General features: G+C 59.9%; 16 protein-coding genes. 13 read left to right on the forward strand and 3 right to left on the reverse strand.

Annotated features, from left to right (window positions below; genetic code table 11):
• Nucleotides 1-43: 43 nt before the first annotated feature.
• Complete coding sequence (locus tag KF757_01100) at nucleotides 44-1,471, forward strand: dicarboxylate/amino acid:cation symporter (GenBank protein ID MBX3321564.1); 1,428 nt, start codon at nucleotides 44-46, stop codon at nucleotides 1,469-1,471.
• Between the two features lie 72 nt (nucleotides 1,472-1,543).
• Complete coding sequence (locus KF757_01105) at nucleotides 1,544-2,653, forward strand: hypothetical protein (protein MBX3321565.1); 1,110 nt, start codon at nucleotides 1,544-1,546, stop codon at nucleotides 2,651-2,653.
• 33 nt (nucleotides 2,654-2,686) lie between these two features.
• On the opposite strand, the gene KF757_01110 is transcribed toward KF757_01105, so the two are convergent.
• From KF757_01110 to KF757_01120, 3 genes are all read right to left on the reverse strand, one after another.
• The gene (locus tag KF757_01110; protein MBX3321566.1) at nucleotides 2,687-4,033 is read right to left on the reverse strand and encodes a DUF1501 domain-containing protein; all 1,347 of its coding nucleotides are present in this window, start codon (nucleotides 4,031-4,033) and stop codon (nucleotides 2,687-2,689) included.
• Nucleotides 4,034-4,059: 26 nt separating this feature from the next.
• Nucleotides 4,060-5,559 (reverse strand): DUF1800 domain-containing protein, encoded by a 1,500-nt coding sequence (locus KF757_01115; GenBank protein ID MBX3321567.1) that lies wholly within the window; start codon nucleotides 5,557-5,559, stop codon nucleotides 4,060-4,062.
• A gap of 147 nt (nucleotides 5,560-5,706) precedes the next feature.
• A complete protein-coding gene (locus KF757_01120) occupies nucleotides 5,707-7,233 on the reverse strand; it encodes a hypothetical protein (GenBank protein MBX3321568.1) in 1,527 nt (508 codons plus the stop codon).
• Nucleotides 7,234-7,465: 232 nt separating this feature from the next.
• Here KF757_01120 and KF757_01125 point away from each other — a divergent pair, with 232 nt between their 5' ends.
• The 11 genes from KF757_01125 to KF757_01175 all read left to right on the forward strand — a co-directional run bounded on the left by KF757_01125 (nucleotide 7,466) and on the right by KF757_01175 (nucleotide 21,259).
• Nucleotides 7,466-8,167, forward strand: a complete 702-nt coding sequence (locus KF757_01125) for a cytochrome c3 family protein (GenBank protein MBX3321569.1) — start codon at nucleotides 7,466-7,468, stop codon at nucleotides 8,165-8,167.
• 43 nt (nucleotides 8,168-8,210) lie between these two features.
• A complete protein-coding gene (locus tag KF757_01130) occupies nucleotides 8,211-11,726 on the forward strand; it encodes a TAT-variant-translocated molybdopterin oxidoreductase (GenBank protein MBX3321570.1) in 3,516 nt (1,171 codons plus the stop codon).
• Nucleotides 11,726-13,291: a polysulfide reductase NrfD gene (gene nrfD / locus KF757_01135; GenBank protein MBX3321571.1), complete on the forward strand. Its 1,566-nt coding sequence runs from the start codon at nucleotides 11,726-11,728 to the stop codon at nucleotides 13,289-13,291. Before KF757_01130 ends, nrfD begins: the two co-directional genes overlap by 1 nt.
• Nucleotides 13,292-13,336: 45 nt before the next feature.
• Nucleotides 13,337-13,942 carry a DUF3341 domain-containing protein gene (locus KF757_01140; GenBank protein MBX3321572.1) on the forward strand — a complete coding sequence of 202 codons (606 nt, stop codon included), beginning with the start codon at nucleotides 13,337-13,339 and terminating at the stop codon, nucleotides 13,940-13,942.
• The gene (locus KF757_01145) at nucleotides 13,939-14,742 is read left to right on the forward strand and encodes a c-type cytochrome (protein ID MBX3321573.1); all 804 of its coding nucleotides are present in this window, start codon (nucleotides 13,939-13,941) and stop codon (nucleotides 14,740-14,742) included. The genes KF757_01140 and KF757_01145 overlap by 4 nt, the downstream gene beginning before the upstream one ends.
• The gene (locus KF757_01150) at nucleotides 14,739-16,058 is read left to right on the forward strand and encodes a hypothetical protein (protein MBX3321574.1); all 1,320 of its coding nucleotides are present in this window, start codon (nucleotides 14,739-14,741) and stop codon (nucleotides 16,056-16,058) included. The genes KF757_01145 and KF757_01150 overlap by 4 nt, the downstream gene beginning before the upstream one ends.
• A 148-nt stretch (nucleotides 16,059-16,206) precedes the next feature.
• On the forward strand, nucleotides 16,207-16,587 hold the full coding sequence (locus KF757_01155) for a hypothetical protein (protein ID MBX3321575.1): 381 nt from the start codon (nucleotides 16,207-16,209) through the stop codon (nucleotides 16,585-16,587).
• Nucleotides 16,588-16,589: 2 nt separating this feature from the next.
• Nucleotides 16,590-17,528 carry an SCO family protein gene (locus KF757_01160; GenBank protein ID MBX3321576.1) on the forward strand — a complete coding sequence of 313 codons (939 nt, stop codon included), beginning with the start codon at nucleotides 16,590-16,592 and terminating at the stop codon, nucleotides 17,526-17,528.
• Nucleotides 17,525-18,664: a c-type cytochrome gene (locus KF757_01165; GenBank protein MBX3321577.1), complete on the forward strand. Its 1,140-nt coding sequence runs from the start codon at nucleotides 17,525-17,527 to the stop codon at nucleotides 18,662-18,664. Before KF757_01160 ends, KF757_01165 begins: the two co-directional genes overlap by 4 nt.
• Before the next feature lie 85 nt (nucleotides 18,665-18,749).
• Nucleotides 18,750-20,543 (forward strand): cbb3-type cytochrome c oxidase subunit I, encoded by a 1,794-nt coding sequence (locus KF757_01170; GenBank protein MBX3321578.1) that lies wholly within the window; start codon nucleotides 18,750-18,752, stop codon nucleotides 20,541-20,543.
• Nucleotides 20,544-20,575: 32 nt separating this feature from the next.
• Nucleotides 20,576-21,259, forward strand: a complete 684-nt coding sequence (locus KF757_01175; GenBank protein MBX3321579.1) for a cytochrome c oxidase subunit 3 family protein — start codon at nucleotides 20,576-20,578, stop codon at nucleotides 21,257-21,259.
• Nucleotides 21,260-21,276 lie beyond the last annotated feature (17 nt).

The following is a 21,276-nucleotide window of genomic DNA, read 5'->3' on the forward strand; positions in this document are numbered from 1 at the left end:
GGTGCGGTTGGCGTGTACCTTCTCAATGGAGTTTGGAGATAACATGAAGCGACTCGCGCTGCACTGGAAGATACTGATCGGGCTGGTGGTCGGGATCATCGTTGGAGTGGCGGTCAACGCCTGGTGGACAGACGCGACATGGGCGGCTCTGGGGGTCGGGGATGCCAGAGCGTTTCTGTCGGAAGCGGGGGACGTTCGCGAGGCTGCCTCGGCGGAGGGTGGAGCGAATGAGCACGCAAATATGTGGGCAGGTGTCGCTCGACTCGTGCGCGAAGCGACGGTCTTCATCGGGCGGCTCTTCATGCGCATGCTCATGTTCATTGCGGTGCCGATTGTGCTGTTCAGTTTGATTGCGGGTGTCGCGAGCCTGAATGACACTGCCAAACTTGGGCGCATCGGCGGCAAAACGATCGGGCTGTATCTGGCGACCACTGCGGTTGCGATTACGTTGGGCCTGGTGCTGGCCAATGTGGTGGGGCCGGGAAAGGGATTTCCGCCAGAACTGCGAGAGTCTCTCCGGGAGCAGCAGGCCGAGTCTGCGAGCGAGCGCATCGCGCGCGCCGAGGCGAGGCCTACGGTGTGGAACACGGTGCTCGACATCGTCCCCGAGAACCCATTTTCGGCCATTGCCAATACGAAGATGCTTCAGGTGGTGTTGGCGGCGCTGCTGGTCGGTGTCGGCCTGACGATGCTGCCGAGAGAGAAGTCAGAGCCGGTTGTTCGTTTCTTCGACACGATGACCGAAGTCGTCATTAAAATTGTCCACCTGATCCTGATTTTGGCTCCGTATGCGGTCTTCGCGTTGATTGTGGTTGTGCTGGCGGATCTTGGCGTGACGGTGCTCGCAAATCTGTTCTGGTATGTCCTGACGGTGGTTGCGGGTCTGTTGCTGATGATCTTTATTGTTTACCCAACAGTGCTGCGGGTGTTGACAAAGGTTGGATATCGACGTTTCTTTCGTGCGATCAGTCCGGCCCAATTGCTCGCATTTTCGAGTTCGAGTTCGGGCGCGACGCTCCCTGTAACGATGGAGTGCTGTGAGGAAAGACTTGGTGTGCACGATGAAGTCAACTCGTTTGTCGTGCCGATCGGCGCGACCATCAACATGGATGGCACAGCACTGTATCAGGGCGTAGCGGCGGTCTTCATCGCCCAGATGTACAGCATGAACCTCGGAATCGGCGAGCAGCTGACGATTGTGTTGACTGCGACGCTCGCGAGCATCGGCACGGCGGCGGTGCCGGGCGTCGGCATTGTCATGCTCGTGATCGTGCTTCAGAGCGTCAATATTCCGCTCGAGGGCATTGCGGTCATTCTTGGCATCGACCGCCTGCTCGATATGTGCCGCACGAGTTGTAACGTGACCGGCGACTGCATGGTGTGCGCGGTTGTGGCCACCAGCGAGAACGCGATCGACGATGAGGAAACGGTGCTTCGGCGGTTGGAAACCAAAGCAAGCGAGGCCCTGTGATCGGCCGGGCCGCGCAATCGCCAGCACACAAGCGGCCCGCGTCGGGCGACCTGGTTTGATATGCTGCTGGTCATGCGAACCCTACTTGCTGTATGCGTGATTGCGATTGGAACTTTGGCAGGACTGGCGCGAGCCGGCGAGCCGGCGATTGTCGGCATCGAACGGGTGACGCAGATCATGGTCGAATCGGTGCTTGCGGGAGACACCAATGGATACCTTGAAGTGGTTTCGCGTACCGACCCGATCTTCTGGACGGAGCAGCGGAACTGGGCATCCGACTTGCGCGAACACACCCCAGCACTTTTCGAGATCGTGCTTGATCGGGAGAAGTTGATTGAGCAGCGTGATGGCTCTGTGACGATGCCGATGGAGATGCGATGGAAGTTGAGCCCCGAAGCCCGCCAGCGCAGCGTGTCATTTGTCGCGCGTTTTGTGCGTGGAGAAAGCGAGTGGCAGTACGCGGGCGAGCATTGGACTCGAGTTGAAGCTGCGGGTGCCGAGGTGCTGGTGGATCCGGAACTGGCGACAACCGGGCTTCATATTGCGCACACGATGCCGCGTGTGCGGAGTGCGATTGACACACTGATGGACGCGAGCATTGAAGGCCAGCCACAGGTCAAACTGTATCGAACGATGGCTCACCTTCAGCATTCGATCTATCTGAGTTATGTCGAGCCTCTCGGAGGCTGGAATGAACCGGGCGAGGCCATCAAACTTGTCCACAGCCAGCAGCAGACAGGGCGGGCGCTGCGCACACTATTGGCGCACGAGTACGGGCATTTTGTAACTTTTGCTATGGGCGAACACGCTACGGACATGCCCTGGTGGGTGCTCGAAGGGGTTGCGGAGTGGTGTGCAGCAGCATTCGATCGCTCAGCCGCGACAATGGATCGACGCGTGCGGCGATGGGCAGCCGGCGACAATCTGCGCCAGTGGCATCAACTCGCGGATTTTCGCGGCGAAGCGATGGACCACATGTCGCATGTGTATTTGCAAGGTCATCACATGGTGCAGTTCATCATTGATCGATCGGGGCGGGAAGCCATGTTGGCGTGGCTCCGAGCCATGGCTAATGGATCAAACCTTGATGACGCCACACTTACGGTGCTTGGTTTGTCGTTCGAAGAACTTGACGCAGCGTGGCGCGCGCAGATCGTGCCCGAGCCTGCCCTAGCAGATTAAGTCCGTTACTCGAAGTCGATTTGTCGCAGACTCTCAGGATCGACGGATGGCTTCGATGGGGCGGAAGGTCTCGCCGAGGACAGTCTTGCTGTCGGCTTTCATCCATTGTTCGAGAATTCCCGCGTACACCGCACGGAAGTCGATGCGGAACTTCAGGTCACCCTGATCGAGGTCATTGAGCGCGGGGTGGCTGCCGAGCACGCCGGCGTTGACCATCGGCCCAAAGAGGAACATCGGCGCGGCGGTGCCGTGGTCGGTCCCGCCCGAAGCATTTTGCGCGACACGACGCCCGAACTCCGAGAAGCTCATTGTCAGGACCCGCGAAGCGTTGTCCTGAGCCTCAAGATCTTTGTAGAAGGCATCGACAGCCTGCGAAAACTGGGTCAGCAGTTGTGCGTGTCGCCCGTTGGCGCCGCCCTGACCCGAGTGCGTGTCGAACCCGCCGTGGTTGACGTAATACACCCGCGTCTTGATGCCGGCCCGGATCATCTTCGCGACCATCTGAAGTTGCTGAGAGAGTTGCGAGTTGGGGTACTGCACCAGCGGGCGGGCGGCGACAGCGCGTCGAATGCTCTCTGACGCGATCTGAGCGTCCATCGAAGTGCGCATCAGGAACGCAGCGGTCGAGTGCTCATCAACATCTTCGGGCACCTGGCGGCGCGTGATCTCGGCGTACGGATCGACCAGCGACTTGTGAATGTCTTGCCCCGTCCAGCGAAACAGGTCCGCAGTTTCGAAAGCTACAGGCTTGGTGCTTCGGCCCATCAGGGCGAGTGGCGCATCGCGCCCGATCGAAACCGGAGGTTCGATCGCCGTCATGCGAGGCGCAGCTTCGCGCGTGCCGCTTTCACCTTTGCCGAACCCGCAGCACTCCGAGTCGACATAGCGCCCCAGCCATCCATCGCCCGTGCCAGAGGTGTCGGCGGTATGCCAGATATCCATGCTCTTGAAGTGTGAGCGGTTGGGGTTCGGATACCCGACGCCCTGCACGACGGAGCAAAGGCCGCGGTCATAGAGGCTACTGATCGGCGAGAGTGCCTGATGGAGCGATACGCCGTCAACACCCTTGCCGCTGAGCGGATTGACCTGATTGCGCTGCAGGGCAATGCCGGGGCGCGAGCGGTAGTAGAGGTCGTCCAGATGCGGAATGACAGTGTTGAGCCCGTCGTTCCCACCGGAAAGTTGAATGACGACAAGGACGCGATCTTCGGGGGCGCCCGGAATGGATGTCATGCCCAAGGCGGCGCGCGGCATGGCATAGGCCGAGGCCTGGATGAAGTGAGGGACCGTGACCGCCGCCGAAGCGAGCGCCAGCGAGTTGTTGAGAAACTCGCGGCGTGTATACGCACGAGCGCGGTCGGGGTTGTTGTGCAGGTTCATGTGAGCATTCCTCGTGGGCGAGCCGGTCAGCAGATCTGATATTCGGGCATTGCGGTAATGATGAGCAGAACGGCAGTGATCATGTCACGATTGACGTTCCCCCCATTGGCGTTGATGAACGAAGTCAGAGATTCGCGGGCGCTGGCGGGCGATGAACCAAGTGTCAGGCGCAGCAGGAAGTCAACGACGCGCTCCGGGTCGCGGGCGGCTGCGGGGTCGTTCTCCTGCAGCCAGTCGATCAGTTTTTCCGATTCGTATACCTGTTGGTTTGCCAGCGCGTCGTACCCGACGGGTTTCTTGCCAGTCAGCAGAAAAGCGAGGATGTTCTGCCGCACAAAGAATGTGGAAGTGTTGATCCAGCTCCGTCCGCCGTCCCAGCCCTTGACACTGGGCGGGAACATGATGTTCTGCCCCATGAGGTCCAGCGCCTCGACAAGAATGGTCAGGTCACGTGCCGGTGTGTGCAGCGAACGCATCGCGCCGACAACGAGTTCGACCGGGCTCTTGATCTGCTGATTCATGATCGACGGGCTGTAGAAGTGCTCACTCAGGAACAGGCGTGCTAGGGTTGGGCGAATGGCGTATCGGCCACTGAGCATGGTGCTGGCCATCTGCTCGATGACCGTTCGATGCTGTCGCGGGATGGAGTTCCAATCAAGCGGCACATCGGACACGAAGTAGCGATAGAGTTTTGTGCAAATGAAGCGCGAGCAGGCGCGTGATTCGAGGATTGCGGTGACGAATCCGTCGCCATCGAGCGCGCCGCGCTTGCCGAGGATGTTCTTGCTGCCGTTATCGTGGTTGGCTTCGAGGAAGAGAAACTCGTCATCGTTGAACGTGTAGCCGGTCAGGGCGCGGGCACCTTCCTTGATGTCGCGTTCGGTGTAGTTGCCGACCCCGAGACTGAACAGTTCCATCAGTTCACGCGCGAGATTCTCGTTTGGATTGCCCCGACGCGAGTTGTTGTTGTCAAGGTATGCGAGCATCGCGGGGTCGCGGATGATGCGAAAGAGCAGATCACCAAAGTTGCCCGCAGCGTGCGAGCGGAACAACTGGTTCTGCATGTACATGTGATAGCTGTTCTCGATCGTGCGGTAACTGGTCGCGAAGTGACCATGCCAGAACAGCGTGAGCTTTTCTTCGAGCGGGCGGGGTGACTCGATCATGCGCGTCAGCCACCACTGTTGAACTTGCCGGATCTGTCTGCGGTCTTCGCGTTCGGCCTGCTGCTCGCGTACACGGAAGCGGGCGACGACATCCTCGTTCTGGTTCGCGCGCGCCAGGCGCAGCTCGCGCTGCTCCTCGGGCGAAAGCGGCCGCATGATGTCGGGGTCGAACAAGTCGGATTCCGGGGTTTCGTACGCGACGGCGTCGAAGTCGACGATATGGGCCACCGCGCGCTCCGGGCCCCAGGATGCAAGGGTGTTGATTTGTTCGGGCGTGCCTCCGAAACCGGCCCGCCACAGCAGGTGCCGAGCCTGCTCGTAGCCGAAGCGTTCTTTGGGGATCGGGCGCATGCTGCCCAAGGCACGATCGTTTTGTGGCTGAGAGAAGCTCATGCAGGCAACCCCTAGGCGCTGAACACCACCACGATACCAGAAGGTCCATTGGCAGTACAGCAGTTTCTGTTTCGGCAAAACGCCGGATCAGGGTGCAGATTGCCTGGTTGAGTGTCAATGTTGCCTGCTTCGAAGATGCGAAGCGACCGCGATGGTCACCGCCAGCGCGAGCAAGGCGGCTCCGGTCGCCTGATGTGCAGTCGCAAAAAACGCCTCCATCATCGGCAATGGGGCAGCGTGTTCGAGTTCGTGCGCCAATGGAATCGGCCTTTGCGCCCCTGCAACCGCGACCAGCGCCACCGCGACGACCCCGAGGACGACTTGAAGCGAGACGAGGTGAATCAAGGCTTTCCCGCACCGCCAGGAACGCTGTCCGACGTCCGAATAACGCTCGCTGGTGCTCAGTTGCGACCCGATGACGATCGCCAGGGCTGCGACAAATACGGCAAAAAGGACATGTCCGCCGAGGAATGCGTGGCTGGCGGTATGCCGATAGCCCGCGCCGAGGATGAGTTGGAGGATCAGGGCTGCGACGACCCAGGGGCCCAGGCGCGATGCCGACCGAATCGAGCGACGAGTTTGCTCCGGGGGCAGGGCTTGAACAGGGCGGTCTTGAATGTTCAGGAGCGTTGCCAAGGCGGCGGCAGCACCAAAGACAAGTTGGGCAAGCACGCCGTGCGCCATTGCCAGAGGCGTGCTGATCTCGCTGACGCGCAAAGCCCCAAACAACCCTTGCCCCACGACCAGCACCACGAGGAGCCCAGCCATTTGGGCAGACTTCGCCCGCACGATGCCCCAGATCATGAGGACGAACGCAATTGCCACTATCGAGCCCATCACGAGAATCGCGGGTGTTTGGTCGAGGGTATCGGCATGTCGGGCAGCGAAGGCAAGCAGGAGCCCCCCGATCATGGCGATGCAGAGCCCAAGCCACCCCCACGCGCGCGATCGCCCGATCACCCACACCGCCAGTACGAGAGTGGTCAGCCCGACCAGGGTGCCGAAGAGCCGGTGCGTGTGCTCAAAGTAGATTCGAGGTTCAGCCATCAGACTCAACGGAAAGAGGAACGACAGCGAGCCGTAGGTTGTGACAGAGTCCGGGACCGCCATGCCGCTGTCGGTACTGGTGACGATTCCGCCGACAACGAGCAGAGGCAGGAACGACACCGCAGCGACAATTGAAAAGGTCGCGAGCCACGATTCATGTCTCGGGCGGGTGCGGGCCAGAGCAGAACCGACGAACCCTCCCAAGGCTCCTACAACGGCACTGAACGCAAAAAACCCCAGGACAATGACTGGAGCATCGGGGCGGAGTTGGTTGTTCAAGCCTTCGAGATCGGCTGTTGTGGCCGGTTGCTCGACGACTTTCGACCCGAGTAGGAGTAGGTTTATGGCGGCACTGATCAGCCCGGCGATAAGGCCGACGACCCAGCCTTCGCGATGCCCGGGTTTGTGTGCCTGCGCGCCGCCGAAGGCGGTGACCATCAACAGCACGAGTCCGAGCATGAGTGCCGACGCTTTGGAACCCGCAGCGAACCCCGGCAGGTGCAGGACATACCACCCGCACCACATTGCAACAGAGGCGGCAAATCCGACGACAAGGGAAGAGGGGAGTAGGGGGGGGTTTTCCCGTGAGTTCATGGCGTGCTCCACGGATGGCATTGAGACACGGTCTCATTTACGGTTGAACAGTGCGCGCAGTGGATCAGGATAGGCAGAATCGCTACAAATTTCGGCCTGACAGCAATGCCGGACGCAGATGGTCCTGCTAATCTGTTGGGCTGTCTGGGGGCCCGTGCGCTCCCTTGTTTCAACTCGTGCAGTACACCCGGGGTGAGCGGGTGTGCGTCGAGATTGAGAAGGAGTACGGTCAGTGTCCGCACTTTTTCCGCGATGGATGAACACGCTTCCGACGATTCTGGGCATACTCGGAGTCGGTGGAGCCGTGGCGACTGTCGGAGGCGTGACGTATTACGCGACGCCTTCGTTCTGGGAAGTGGGCTACATGCCGACGCAGCCGGGCAGTGGGTTCAACCACCAGTTGCACGCCGGCAAGCTCGGGATTGACTGCCTGTATTGCCATACCCATGTCGAATCGTCGAGCCACTCCAATGTGCCTCCTGTGGCGACCTGCTACGGGTGCCACGCCGAGAATCGGCTACGCATGCCTGGCGGCGATGAACAGGAGAAGAAGGTTGCGTTCATCCGCGAGGCGTATGCGGAGAACAAGCCAATTCCGTGGCGTGAGATTCACATTCTGCCCGACTATGTGCAGTTCCCGCACCTGGTGCACATCGAGGCGGGTGTCAGTTGTTATTCGTGTCACGGACAGATTACCGCGATGCCGGTCGTTGCGCAGCAGCACAGTCTTGCGATGGGTTGGTGTCTGGATTGTCATCGCGATCCCGAGCCTCAATTGGTCCCGCGCGAGAAGGTGACCGATCTGGTGTGGGTAGAGCAGGAATGGATGTCCAGGCCGATCAGCGAGCGCCGCTATGACGGCCTGACGCCCGAGGCGTTGCGTGAATCACTGCTGCGCGATCCGCCGCAGCACTGTGCCGCGTGTCACTATTGAGACGGATGAAACGGTTTATTGCAGTCCGGAGCATGAGCAACCGATGAGCACGATTGATCAATGTCCATCGACGCGTGGCAAGATTCTTCCCGCGACCGAGCCGCAAACCCCCACCGGGATGCGGCACTGGCGCAGTGTTGAGGAATTCTCGCAGACTCCGGAGTTCCGTGAGTTTGTTGAAAGGGAGTTTCCGTCGGGCGCGAGCGAGATGCTCGAAGCGTCGCGGCGGACGTTTGTCAAGCTGATGGGTGCGAGCCTGGCTCTGGCAGGTGCTGCGACGATCCCGGGCTGCCGTCGCACAGATCGACGGGTCATGCCGTACTCAAGGGATGTGCCCGAAGACATCATTCCCGGGCGTCCTTTGTACTACGCCACCGCGATGACACTGCCGGGCGGCGGGGCTGAAGGGTTGCTGGTCGAGACCCACACGGGCAGGCCGACGCACATCGAGGGCAACCCGCTGCACCCGATCAATCAGGGTGCGAGTTCGATCTGGAGCGTTGCCGAGATCCTGAATCTGTATGACCCCGATCGACTGAAGTTCCCGGTTTATCACAACCCTTCTCGCGGCAAGTTGGTTGCGACGTGGGACGATTTCAAGGCTTTTGCCGAGCGGCATTTCAAGCAGTTCGACGAAGTTCGGGGCCAGGGTCTCGTGTTTGTCGTTGAAAAGAAGTCCAGTCCTACCCGCGACGCCATGCGCGACCGTGTGCTGGCACGCTGGCCGGAGGCAAAGTGGGTTGCATGGAATCCGGTCGAGACGCGTGGCGAGATCGAAGGCAGCCGCATCGCAACAGGCAGCCCGCGCCGCCTGCGTTATGACTTGAGCAAGGCCAATGTGGTGTTGTCGCTTGATTCGAATTTCATGGCTGAAGGGCCGGATTCGATCCGCAATGCTCGAGCGTTCGCTGCGACGCGGCGGGTCAAGACCGCCAACGACGCGATGAGTCGCTTGTACGTTGCCGAGTCTTCACCGACAGCAACGGGTTCGTTGGCCGACCACCGCTTCCGCCTCTCGCCATCACAGATCACAGCCTTGGCGGTCGCTGTGGCGCAGCGCATGATTGCCAAGGCGGGGCCAGCGGGTGCGGGCGAGCTCCAGTCGCTCCTCGCCGGCCGTGGGGCTGCCGAAACCATTGGCACCATCCCCGCCAAGCATGTCGAAGAAATAGTCGATGACTTGCTGACGCACCGCGCCGGCAAGGCGGTCGTGATTGCAGGTCCGTCGCAACCACCAGCCGTGCATGCACTGGTGTTGGCAATGAATGCTGCACTCAACAGCCTTGGCACGATCGTCACGCACGATGCGATGAGCTCCGAACTGGCGTCGGACTCCGGTGCAGCAATAACTGAACTGAGCCAGAGCATGGGTCGCGGCGAAGTCAAGACCCTTGTCTGCATTGGCACCAATCCGGTCTACGACGCGCCGGCCGGTCTGGGATTTGCAGAAAAATTCTCGCACATCGAGACCACAGTCTGCTGGAGCGTTGGCAATACGGAGACCGCAGACGCCTCGACCTGGGCGCTCAATGGCACGCACTTCCTCGAGTCGTGGGGCGACACCGAAGCGTGGGACGGCACGCTCGCTGCAACGCAGCCGATGATCTCGCCGCTTTACGACCCTGCATTGAGCGAGATCGAACTGCTGGCGCTGCTGGCGGGCGAACAAAGCCCCGATGGCTACACGTTGGTCACGCAGACGTGGGCTGAGCGTATGTCGTTGGATCGCGACTCCAAAGCCTTTGAAAAACTCTGGCGGCGTGTGCTGCACGACGGCATGATGCCCGCTCCTGCGAGCCGAGGCCAGCAGCCTGCGGTCAACTTCGGCGCCATCGCTGGCGCAGTCCGCACTCTGGGCAGCACGAGCGACCCGACGCCCGATGCGCTCGAAGTCGTCTTTACAACCGGAAACACATGGGACGGCCGACACGCCAACAACGGCTGGTTGCAGGAACTGCCCGACGTCGCATCGAAGGTCGTATGGCAGAATCCGGCCTACGTCAGTCCCGCAACAGCCAAGGCACTTGGGCTCGAACCCAAGGGTGGCATAGACCCCTACACCAAGCAGCAAATCCCGCAGGCACGCGTAGGTGTCCTGACCATTGATCAGCGGCGTATGGAACTGCCCGTCTGGATTCTCCCTGGCATGCCCGACAACACCGTGCGCGTGGTGTTGGGCTATGGCCGAACGGTTTGCGGGCATGTCGGCACGGGTGTCGGCTCGAACACATATGCAGTGCGCGGCGCGGGCACGGGTTCGGCGCGCGGTGCGACTCTGACCAGCGGTTCGGGCTGGGCAGACATGGCGAGCACACAGAACCATTGGTCGATGGAAAGCCGCACCAGCATCGTGCGGGCCGCAGACAAGAAGTATTGGGACAAGCACGCTGGCAAAGGACCCAAGAGAAACCCCGATGCGATCTACGGCGAGAAGGTCGCTGTGGACGAACTGAGTCTGGCGGAGAAACTTGGTGAACTGAGCCACACTCCTCCAAACCGCTCGATCTACAACAACCCGCTCAACGCGTCACCGATGGAGCCGGCCCATGGTTCGGTCTACAGCCAGAACCCGCAGTGGGGGATGTCGATCGACCTCGCGAGCTGCACAGGTTGTGGCGTGTGCACAATCGCATGCCAGAGCGAGAACAACATCCCGATCGTGGGCGAGCGCGAAGTCGCCAAGGGTCGCGAGATGCACTGGATCCGCGTCGATCGGTATTTCACGGGCGACGATCTGAACAACCCCGAAAACGTGTTCATGCAGCCGGTGGCGTGTGTGCATTGCGAAAATGCACCGTGCGAGACAGTGTGCCCTGTCAATGCCACCGTACACGGGCCCGAAGGCACCAACAACATGGCCTACAACCGGTGCATCGGCACGCGGTACTGCGCCAACAACTGCCCATACAAAGTGCGCCGTTTCAACTTCTTCGATTACTCGCAGGTTCGCCATCAGGGCGGGCTTGACCCGAAGTATGTCGGCAAGAGGACCGCCCAAGGCAGCGACAAGAGTCTTGATTTCAACCAGAACCTCATCCCGCCGCGTCTCCGCGCCAAGGTCGATGAAATCGCCAAGATGCAGCGCAACCCGAACGTCACGGTCCGTTCCCGTGGCGTGATGGAAAAGTGCACCTACTGCATCCAGCGCGTCAATCGCGCCCGGCAGGAAGTCAAGGTCCGCAAGATCTGGACCGAGCCCGATCAGATCGGCCCGATCCCCGACGGGTTCTTCAAAACCGCGTGCCAGGCCGCGTGTCCGACAGAGTCGATCGTCTTTGGCGATATTCTCGACCCGAAGGCCAAGGTCGTCGAAGAGCGCAACTCGCAGCGGTCGTACATGCTGCTCGGGTATATCAACACGCGGCCTCGCACGACCTACGCGATGCGCATTCGCAATCCCAACGCGAACATCGCAACCTATGACCACCACGATCCATTCGATCATGGCGGGGGGCATCACGCCTCGACGACGTTCATCGATCAGAACAGGAAATCCCGTGAAACCGGATACGCGCTGAGCTTGCGCGTGCTGGACGGATCTGCTGGAGTTCACGCATGATGGGGAAGGAACCCGACCAGATCAATGCCCAGCGACTCGCAGGGCAAGCCGCTGTGCTCGATCTGCCGCGCGGCGATGGCACACTGATCGAAGACCCGGCCGTCACAGCTCCCCTCGTTCTCAACGAGCGAGGGTTCTCCGATGTGACCGAAACGGTGTGCGGCTACGCAGAAAAGTCAGCACCACTCTGGTGGTATGCGACGATCACCGTCAGCAGTCTGGCAGCACTGATGGCCGCGATCATGATCCCGTATCTGATCATCACCGGGGTCGGGGTGTGGGGGTTGAACAATCAGGTCGACTGGGCCTGGGACATCACGAACTTCGTGTTCTGGATCGGTATCGGCCACGCCGGAACGCTCATCTCTGCCATTCTCTGCCTTCTGAAGCAGAAGTGGCGCACAGCGGTGAATCGCTCTGCCGAAGCCATGACGATCTTTGCTGTGATTTGCGCCGGGATCTTCCCGGGCATTCACGTCGGTCGCGTGTGGTTCGCGTGGATGCTGTTTCCGATTCCTAACTACAACTGGATCTGGCCGAACTTCCGCAGCCCGCTGCTCTGGGACGTGTTTGCGGTTTCGACATACGCCACGGTCTCAGCCTTGTTCTGGTACATGGGCATGATCCCCGACCTTGCAACGCTTCGCGATCGGGCGATGGCCCGGTTGCACAGCGGACGGCGCATGCCTTGCCTCGTGCTGCTCCCTACCGGCAAGACCATCGAAATCAAGTGGATCAATGTCGACAAGATCCGCGCGTTCGTCTATGGCTTGCTCAGCGTCGGATGGCGATTCAGCAGCCGCCACTGGCACCGCTATGAAGCGGCGTATCTGATTCTCGCCGGCATCTCAACCCCGCTCGTGCTGTCCGTGCACTCGATCGTGTCGTTCGACTTCGCCACATCGGTTGTCCCCGGATGGCACACCACGATCTTCCCACCATACTTCGTCGCGGGCGCCATCTTCGGCGGCTTTGCGATGGTGCTTCTGTTGCTCATTCCGCTGCGGGCTGTGCTGCCAAACTTCCACGAACTGCTCACACTCCGCCATCTCGAAAACATGGCCAAGATCATTCTGGTCACCGGCATGATGGTGGGCTTTGCCTACGGCATGGAGTTCTTCATCGCGTGGTATGGCGCCAATGAGTTCGAGTGGTCGGTGTTCATCAACAATCGCGCTCACCCGGGCAAGGCACCGTACTGGTGGGCGTACTGGACCATGATCTCCTGCAACGTCCTGAGCCCGCAGTTGTTCTGGTTCCGATCGATGCGACAGAACCCCATGGTCATCTGGCTTGTATCGCTGGCCGTGACCATCGGCATGTGGTTCGAGCGGTTCGTCATCATCGTGACGTCGCTCCACCGTGCGTGGCTCCCTGGCGAATGGCACATGTTCTGGCCCACATGGGTCGACATCCTTACGTTCGTCGGTTCGTGCGGGATCTTCCTGACACTGTTTATGTTGTTCGCGAAGTTCCTGCCAATGTTCGCGATGGCGGAAGTCAAAGCCGTGCTACCCCAGGCGAATCCGCACACCCATGGCAATGGTCACGAGGGAGGGCACTGACCGATGGCGCGAGCAGAACAAAAAGTTGGTTCTTGGGCGCGTGACGTGGCTATGGCGTTGGGGACGTACATCCCCGGGTTCTCCCGCCCGCCGGCGCGGTTCGTGACCGAAGACCGCAAGCCGGTTCATGGCATCGTTGCAGAGTTCGACACACCTGCCGACGTCTATCACGCAGCCGAGAAAGTCCGCGATGCGGGGTTTCGGCGGTGGGATGTGTACACGCCGTTCCCGATTCACGGAATCGAAGAGGCGATGGGCTTCAAGCGCACCGCATTGCCGCTGCTCGTCGCTGCCATCGGGTTTAGCGGCGCGGGCCTCGGCCTTCTGTTCCAGTATTGGGTGACCAAGACCGACTATCCAATGGTTGTGCAGGGCAAGCCCTTTGGCTCATGGGAGTCCTTTGTGCCAATCATGTTCGAGCTCGGCGTGCTGCCCTCGGCCTTCGCCGCGCTCTTCGGCATGCTGATGCTCAATGGCCTGCCCCGATTCCATCACCCGCTGCTCTCGAGGCCGAGTTTCTGGCGAGCCAGCGATGATCGCTTCTACATCTGCATCGAGGCCGAGGACAAACAGTTCCACCCCGATCGCGTCAGAAAGTTGCTCGAAGATTCAGGCGGCAAGAACATCGACCTGGTGGAGGATGACGCGTGAACAAGGGCGAGGTATCAACTGTGCAGCGTGTGATCCTGCTCGCAGGCGTCGTAGCTTTGGCAACCAGTCTGGGTGGCTGTCGCAGCGATCGATTCGAAAACCCACCGCGCGAGTTCTTCCCGGACATGGACCACCAGCCGCGATACGTGCCGCAGGCCGACTCGTCGTTCTTCGAGGATGGATCGTCAGCGCGCGTGCCAGACCCGAACGTAGTGGCTTTCGGACGTGCGAGTTTCGACCCTCGCCTTCATGGCGATGCTCCGTGGTCGAGGTCGTTCATGGTCGAGCGAGCGGGTTTCATTGCCGAAGATGATGCGGTCTATCGTGGCCGCGCGGCCGACGATTCATACATCGACTACATCCCCGTCCCGGTGACGCTCGAGCGCATCCGCCGCGGACAGGAGAGGTACAACATCTTCTGTGCCGCGTGTCACGGGTACGAAGGCGACGGCAAAGGAATGGTCGCAGATTACTTCATTGCTCCCCCCGTGAGCCTTCATCTCGATCTTTACACCGATCCTGCGCAACGCACCTCGTTCGACGGGTACTTCTACGAAGTCATTCGACAGGGCGTACGCAACATGCCTGGTTATGGCTATTCCATTGACGCACAGGACACCTGGAACATCATTATGTACGTCAGGGCGCTTCAGGAAGCCCGCAAGGGATCCGTCGATGATCTTCCCGCGGGCACTCGCGACATACTCCTGCAGTCAAGGCCCCCAGCCCCAGTCGAGCCGGAAACTTCTGTTGAGCCAGAAGCCCCATCCGCACAAACCAACGGGGAGGTCGGGCAATGAGTCAAGCAACGATGCACAGCAGCTCGCCCGACGGGGCCATGAGTGACGCCGCGTATCAAGATCATCTTGACCATCTCGCGCATCACCCAGCGTTGGCCGAGAGCAACGTGCGCCTCACGCAGGCCGAAGCCGCCGGAGCGCAACGCATCCTCCTCGGCATCGGCGCCGTCGGCCTCATTCTCACGATCGTCGGCGGCTTCGTCTTCGGCAGCCCCGTGCACGCGCTGGCAGCCTTTGAAGTCGGCGTGATGGCGGTCACCGCCATGGCACTCGGTGGCCTGTTCTTCACACTGATCCACCACATCACCAACGCCTCGTGGTCCACCACGCTTCGCAGACAATCCGAGAACCTCGCATCGATGCTCCCGATCTGCATGGCCATGGTCGCGGTCATCCTCGTGATCGAGCTCGTCTCCGGCGGAATGTTGCTCACCTGGATCGGAATGGACCCCGAGCAGGATTACCTCCTCAAGAAAAAGAGCGGCTTCCTCAACACGCCATTCCTTATTGTCCGATTCCTTCTCTACGCCGGGCTTTGGACCTTCATGGCCCTGCGACTCCGAGGCTGGAGCGTCGAGCAGGATCAATCGGGCGATCGCTGGCTGAGCCGCCGCAGCCGATTCATGTCCGGCTGGGGCCTCCTTGTGTTCGCATTGTCGCTGGCGTTCTTCGCCTTCGACTTCCTCATGGCAATGGACTACCGCTTCTTCAGCACCATGTGGGGCGTCTACTACTTCGCAGGGTCTGCGTTCAGTTCACTCGCCTGCATCGCGCTGCTGCTGCTCTGGCTCAAGAGCAAGGGCAAGCTCGATACTCTCGTCACGCCCGAACACTTCCACGACCACGGCAAGTTCATGTTCGCCTTCACAGTCTTCTGGGGCTACATCGCATTCGGGCAGTATTTCCTCATCTGGTACAGCAACATCCCCGAAGAAACCATGTACTTCATCGCGCGTCGCGAAGGTGGATGGATGCTCCTCGGGCAGGTGCTCATCGCTGTTCACTTCTTCATCCCCTTCTTCCTGCTTATGTCGCGCATCCCCAAGCGCCACCCCAAAGCTCTGGCCGCCATCGCAGTCCTGCTGGTCATCGCACACGTCTTTGACATGATCTGGATCATCAAGCCCATGGTCACCGCTGGCGATCACGGTGCTGCACCTCTCGGCCCGACAAGTTGGTGGCTCGATATCGCGGGCATCCTCGGAGTCTTCGGCGTTTTCGGGTTTTTCCTCCTTCGTCGGGTCGCGTCGGTCCCGCTGGTCCCGCTAAAGGACCCCAGACTTCAACTTTCCATGGAGCACAAGAACTACGTCTGATTTTCAGGAGATCTGCAAGAAGCACGAAGCCCTCAACTCGGAGAGACTGAACATCCGCAAACGACTTTGGGGCGAACTGATTCAATGGATCACTCATTTCACCTGATTGCACACAAGGCCAGCAACTCGAATCACAGGAAGATCAACCATGTCAAGCCATAATCAACACCTTGAGCACGAACCCGCCGCACCCGATTCGTGGCATCGGCATGGGCCCGAAGAGGGCGCGTGGCAGGACGAACACGGGGCGCACGCAAGCCCCAAAGCCCTTGCCATGACCTTTGTCGCGATGGTCCTCGGCGTGCTCTTCACTGTCCTGATCCTCATCGTCTTCTTCGACAACTACGCCTCGAAGTACAAAGTGGCTGTCGAAGAAACCACGATCCTCGGCGATGAAGCCCGCGAGCGCAAGCGCGCCGCTCTCGAACGCCTTCATTCCACCGACTGGGTCGACCACGACACGCTGCATTTCCCGATCGAACAAGGGATCAATCGCGTCCTCACACATCGCGGCGGAGAAGCAGGCTGAACATGATGCACGCGCGCCCGACAACGACAAGTCACCGCCAATCGCTGCAGCGCGCAGCGATCGCGGTCGTGTCGCTTGTCCTCGTCTGCGTTGCTTCGCCTGCTCTGGCCCAGATGAACGTCAAGCCCAAGGAAATCCAGGGACTCGACCTCATTGAACGGCTCGGCGAACGAGCCCCGCTCGAACTGACCTTCCGCGACTCTTCCAATCGCATCACGCGTCTTGGGTCATACTTCGACGTCGGTCGCCCCGTGGTTCTCGCCCTCGTCTACTACCGCTGCCCCGTCGTCTGCACGCTCATCATGCAGCGCATGGTCGAGACCTTCCGCGAGATGGACTTCACAATCGGGCAGGATTTCAATGTTGTCTACCTGAGCATCGACGACTCCGAGAATCCGACTATCGCCCGCTCGAAACAGACTGAACTCATCAGCCTCTATGGTCGGGGCAACACCGAAACCATTCAGGAAAACTGGGCATTCCTCACCGGCGACGAGACAAGCATTCAGCAGGTTGCGGATGCAGTCGGATTCGAGTTTCGTCGGCTTCCCAACGGCGAGTATTCACATCCCGTCGTCTTCATGGTGATGTCGCCCGATGGGCGAGTGATGCGCTATATGTATGGCTACGACCAGCCGCCGAGGCAGATGAAACTCGCGCTCCTCGATGCCAGCGAGGGCAAGATCGCCCGAAATCTCTTCGATCGCGTGCTGCATTTCTGCTATCAATTCGATCCAAATGCAGGCAAGTACTCGTTGCATGCCATGCAGCTCATGAGGCTCGGTGGTTTGATGACGATGGTCCTGCTGGCTGTGTTGGTCGGCGGGCTGTTTGTGTATGAGCGGAGGCGGCGTGCCTCGGCTCGACGTCAGAAGCAGGATTCGGTCGTGCTCGATGCCAACGCGCGCATCGGCACCACCGCGCTGGGGCAGGGAACATGATGCAGGACACACCGGCCGCACCGGTCGATCATCTCGAACTCTTTCGCAGCAGCGATTTGCGCATTCACAATCCTCAGGGAGGAGACTGGTTGCACCAGCTCTTCTTCCGCGGCGCTGCCCAGACTGAAGAAGCAGTACGCACCGATGGCCTGTTCATGCTCACGCTCTGGTTCAGTGTGTTCTTCTTCGTCCTCCTCATGGGGCTCATGTTCTACTGGGTCATCAAGTACCGCCGGCGCCCCGGAGTGCCCGCGCCGGTCAGCGCATCGCACAACGGTCCGCTCGAAATCTTCTGGACCGTCGTCCCTTCTTCCGGCCTCCTCGTCATCTTCCTCCTCGGCTTTCAGGGATACATGGCCAAGATTGTCGCCCCCACCAATGCGCTGACTCTCAATGTCACAGGCCTCAAGTGGGATTGGATTATCACCTACCCCAACGGTGCGCGTTCCGGCTATTCAACAGCGCTCGGCACAAAGGACAGCGTCAAGATCTTCGTCCTGCCCGAAGATACCGACGTCAAGCTGCTCATGCAGAGTCGCGATGTCATTCACGCGTTCTGGGTTCCCGATTACCGTACCAAGATCGACCTCTATCCGAACCGGCTCACCTCATACACCTTCCGCACGGAGAAACTGCGCGAAGGCGAAGAATACCGCGATCACTGGATCTTCTGCGCAGAGTACTGCGGCGATCAGCACTCTGAGATGTACGGCATCTTCCGCGTTGTCAGCAATAAGGTCTATAACGATGTGCTTAACGACTGGAGCACCGGCAACCTCAGCCCTGTCGAACTTGGGCAAGTCGTCTTCCGCAACAACTGCATCTCCTGCCACTCGATCGATGGCAGCCCCAATATCGGCCCATCGTGGCTCAATGCCTATGGCTATGAACGGGCGATCTCGGGCGGGACCAGCGTGCTCATCGACGAAAACTACATCCGCGAGTCCATTCTCAACCCGCAGGCCAAAATCGTTGCCGGGTACGAAGGCAAGATCATGACCGCCTTCGCTGGCATCCTCAGCGATGACGAGATCAATGGCGTCATCGCGTACTACAAGACCCTCAGTGACAAGGGCCCAGCCCCCGAAGAAGAAGTTGAATCCGCCGACCCCGAACCGACCGAGGACGGCCAATGACAATCCGCTTCATCACAAGCCTTGACACCCCCCGGCAGCAGATACACGCCGCCGACGCAAGCGCAGCGTACACGAGGTTGTTCCAATGAGTTACGATCACACACCACACGAACACGCAGGGCACCACCACGACGAGGGCTCGTACCTCGACTCCAAGGGGCTCGGGTTCTGGGGCATCATCTGGGATTGGGCGTCCACCGTCGATCACAAGAAAATCGGCGTCATGTACCTCTTCGCAGTGCTCACGATGTTCTTCATAGGCGGGGTCGCAGGCCTCGCAGTGCGCGCCGAACTCTTCAAGCCCATGACCATCACCGCCGAAGGCGAACTCGCCGGCGCTCTGTTCAACTTTGCCGAGGCCAAAACTGACCCCGTGACTGGCGAAATCACGCGCGACTACACCCCAAGCACCGCCTCCAACACCTACAACCGCATCTTCACCATTCACGGCGCGGTCATGGTGTTCATGTTCATCATTCCCGCAATCCCCGCAGCACTCGGCAACTTCCTTCTGCCCATCATGCTCGGGGCCAAGGACGTGGCATTTCCCAAACTCAACCTGCTCAGTTGGTACATCTACGTTTTTGGCAGCCTCTTCGGCGTTACATCGCTCATTCTCGGCGGTACCGATACCGGGTGGACCTTCTACACTCCATACTCCATTCAGACCGACGCCGACCATTACCGCGTTGTGCTCATGGTTGCCGCAGCGTTCATTCTTGGATTCAGTTCAATCCTCACAGGCCTGAACTTCATTGTCACCACCCACAAACTTCGCGCCCCAGGCATGGGCTGGTTCGACATGCCACTCTTCATCTGGGCTATCTACGCCACCAGCATCATCCAGGTCCTCGCTACCCCTGTCATCGGCATCACGCTCCTGCTGCTCATCTTCGAACGCCTCTTCCGAATCGGCATCTTCGATGCCTCGCTCGATGGCGACCCCGTCCTCTACCAGCACTTCTTCTGGTTCTACTCACACCCCGTTGTATACGTCATGATCCTTCCCGGCATGGGCATCATCTCTGAAATGCTCGCGGTCCACGCCCGCAAGCACATCTTCGGCTATCGCGCCATCGCTTTCAGCTCGCTCGGCATCGCCGCGGTCAGCTTCATCGTCTGGGGGCACCATATGTTCACAGCGATGGGCGAACTCGCCTCAGCCGTGTTCAGCGCCCTGACCTTCCTCGTTGCAATCCCGACCGCTATCAAGGTCTTCAACTGGATTGCAACGCTCTACAAGGGATCCATCGTGCTCAATACGCCGATGCTCTACACACTCTCATTCCTCTTCCTCTTTTCCATCGGCGGCCTGACCGGCCTCCCGCTTGGCGCACTCTCGACCGACCTCCACCTCCACGACTCCTACTTCGTTGTCGCCCACTTCCACTATGTCATGATGGGCGGCACAGTCATCGCCTTCATCGGAGGCCTCCACCACTGGTGGCCCAAGATGTTCGGCCGTATGTACAACGAAAAGGTCGGCATGCTCGGGTGCCTCCTCGTCTTCGTCGGGTTCAACGTCACCTTCTTCACTCAGTTTTTCCTCGGCACACAGGGCATGCCCCGTCGCTATGCCAACTACGTCCCCGAGTTCGAACTGCTCCATCAGATTTCCACCGTTGGCTCATGGGTGCTCGCGCTCGGAATGTTCACCCACCTGATCAACTTCGTCCACTCCCTCTTCGCCGGCCCCAAGGCTCCGCCAAACCCATGGGGCGGCCTCACCCTCGAATGGGAAACCGAAAGCCCGCCTAGTGCTCACAACTTCCATCACGAGCCGCTCGTCAAGCACGGGCCATATGACTTCGAAACCGTCGTTCCTCCGCATTGCAGCATCGAGGATTACCCGCTCCCGGCCCAGCCCAGTCGTCACTGAATCCACATCACTGAGCCAAGGACCAAAGTCTCATGACCACGATTGACGCACATCAGAATCCGGCCAAGCCGCCCATGCGGTGGGAGACCTACAAGCACGAGCACCATTGGCGCACTGCGGACGACGAGTTCGATGCAGCCAAGCTCGGCATGTGGCTCTTCCTGGCCACCGAAGTCCTCCTCTTCGCGGGCATCTTCGTCGCCTACGCCATCTTCCGCATGCTTTACCCCGAAGCCTTCATCAATGGATCCAGCTACCTCGACTGGCGATGGGGGCTTCTCAATACCGTCATCCTGCTCATCTCCAGTTTCACCGTGGCCATGGGCGTCCGTTGTGCACAACTCAATCAGCAGTTCTGGCTCAAGGTCAACCTCATCATCACCCTGATCTGTGCTGCACTTTTCATCATCATCAAGTTCACCTTCGAGTACATCCCCAAGCTCGCTGAAGGCAAAGCTCCCGGTGCCTGGTTCAGCTATCCCTTTGCCACTGACCCACGCGAGCCCATCTGGTGGGGCCTCTACTACGCCGGCACAGGCATACACGCCCTGCACGTGGTCATCGGTGCCGGGCTCCTGACCTGGGTGCTCGTCAGATCCTTCAAGGGAATCTACGGCCCGAAGAACTACACGATGGTCGAAACGTCCGGCTTATATTGGCACCTTGTCGACCTCGTCTGGATCTTCCTCTTCCCCCTCCTGTACCTCATCCACTGACCAATCGAACACAGGAA

It is taken from the genome of Phycisphaeraceae bacterium (genome assembly GCA_019636795.1).
Taxonomy (GTDB): domain Bacteria; phylum Planctomycetota; class Phycisphaerae; order Phycisphaerales; family UBA1924; genus JAHBWW01.

Coding starts and splice junctions, on each gene's coding strand:
- KF757_01100 (MBX3321564.1), top strand. CDS start 44: ATGAAGCGACTCGCGCTGCACTGGAAGATACTGATCGGGCTGGTGGTC.
- KF757_01105 (MBX3321565.1), top strand. CDS start 1,544: ATGCGAACCCTACTTGCTGTATGCGTGATTGCGATTGGAACTTTGGCA.
- KF757_01110 (MBX3321566.1), bottom strand. CDS start 4,033: ATGAACCTGCACAACAACCCCGACCGCGCTCGTGCGTATACACGCCGC.
- KF757_01120 (MBX3321568.1), bottom strand. CDS start 7,233: ATGAACTCACGGGAAAACCCCCCCCTACTCCCCTCTTCCCTTGTCGTC.
- KF757_01130 (MBX3321570.1), top strand. CDS start 8,211: ATGAGCACGATTGATCAATGTCCATCGACGCGTGGCAAGATTCTTCCC.
- nrfD (MBX3321571.1), top strand. CDS start 11,726: ATGGGGAAGGAACCCGACCAGATCAATGCCCAGCGACTCGCAGGGCAA.
- KF757_01150 (MBX3321574.1), top strand. CDS start 14,739: ATGAGTCAAGCAACGATGCACAGCAGCTCGCCCGACGGGGCCATGAGT.
- KF757_01155 (MBX3321575.1), top strand. CDS start 16,207: ATGTCAAGCCATAATCAACACCTTGAGCACGAACCCGCCGCACCCGAT.
- KF757_01160 (MBX3321576.1), top strand. CDS start 16,590: ATGATGCACGCGCGCCCGACAACGACAAGTCACCGCCAATCGCTGCAG.
- KF757_01165 (MBX3321577.1), top strand. CDS start 17,525: ATGATGCAGGACACACCGGCCGCACCGGTCGATCATCTCGAACTCTTT.
- KF757_01170 (MBX3321578.1), top strand. CDS start 18,750: ATGAGTTACGATCACACACCACACGAACACGCAGGGCACCACCACGAC.
- KF757_01175 (MBX3321579.1), top strand. CDS start 20,576: ATGACCACGATTGACGCACATCAGAATCCGGCCAAGCCGCCCATGCGG.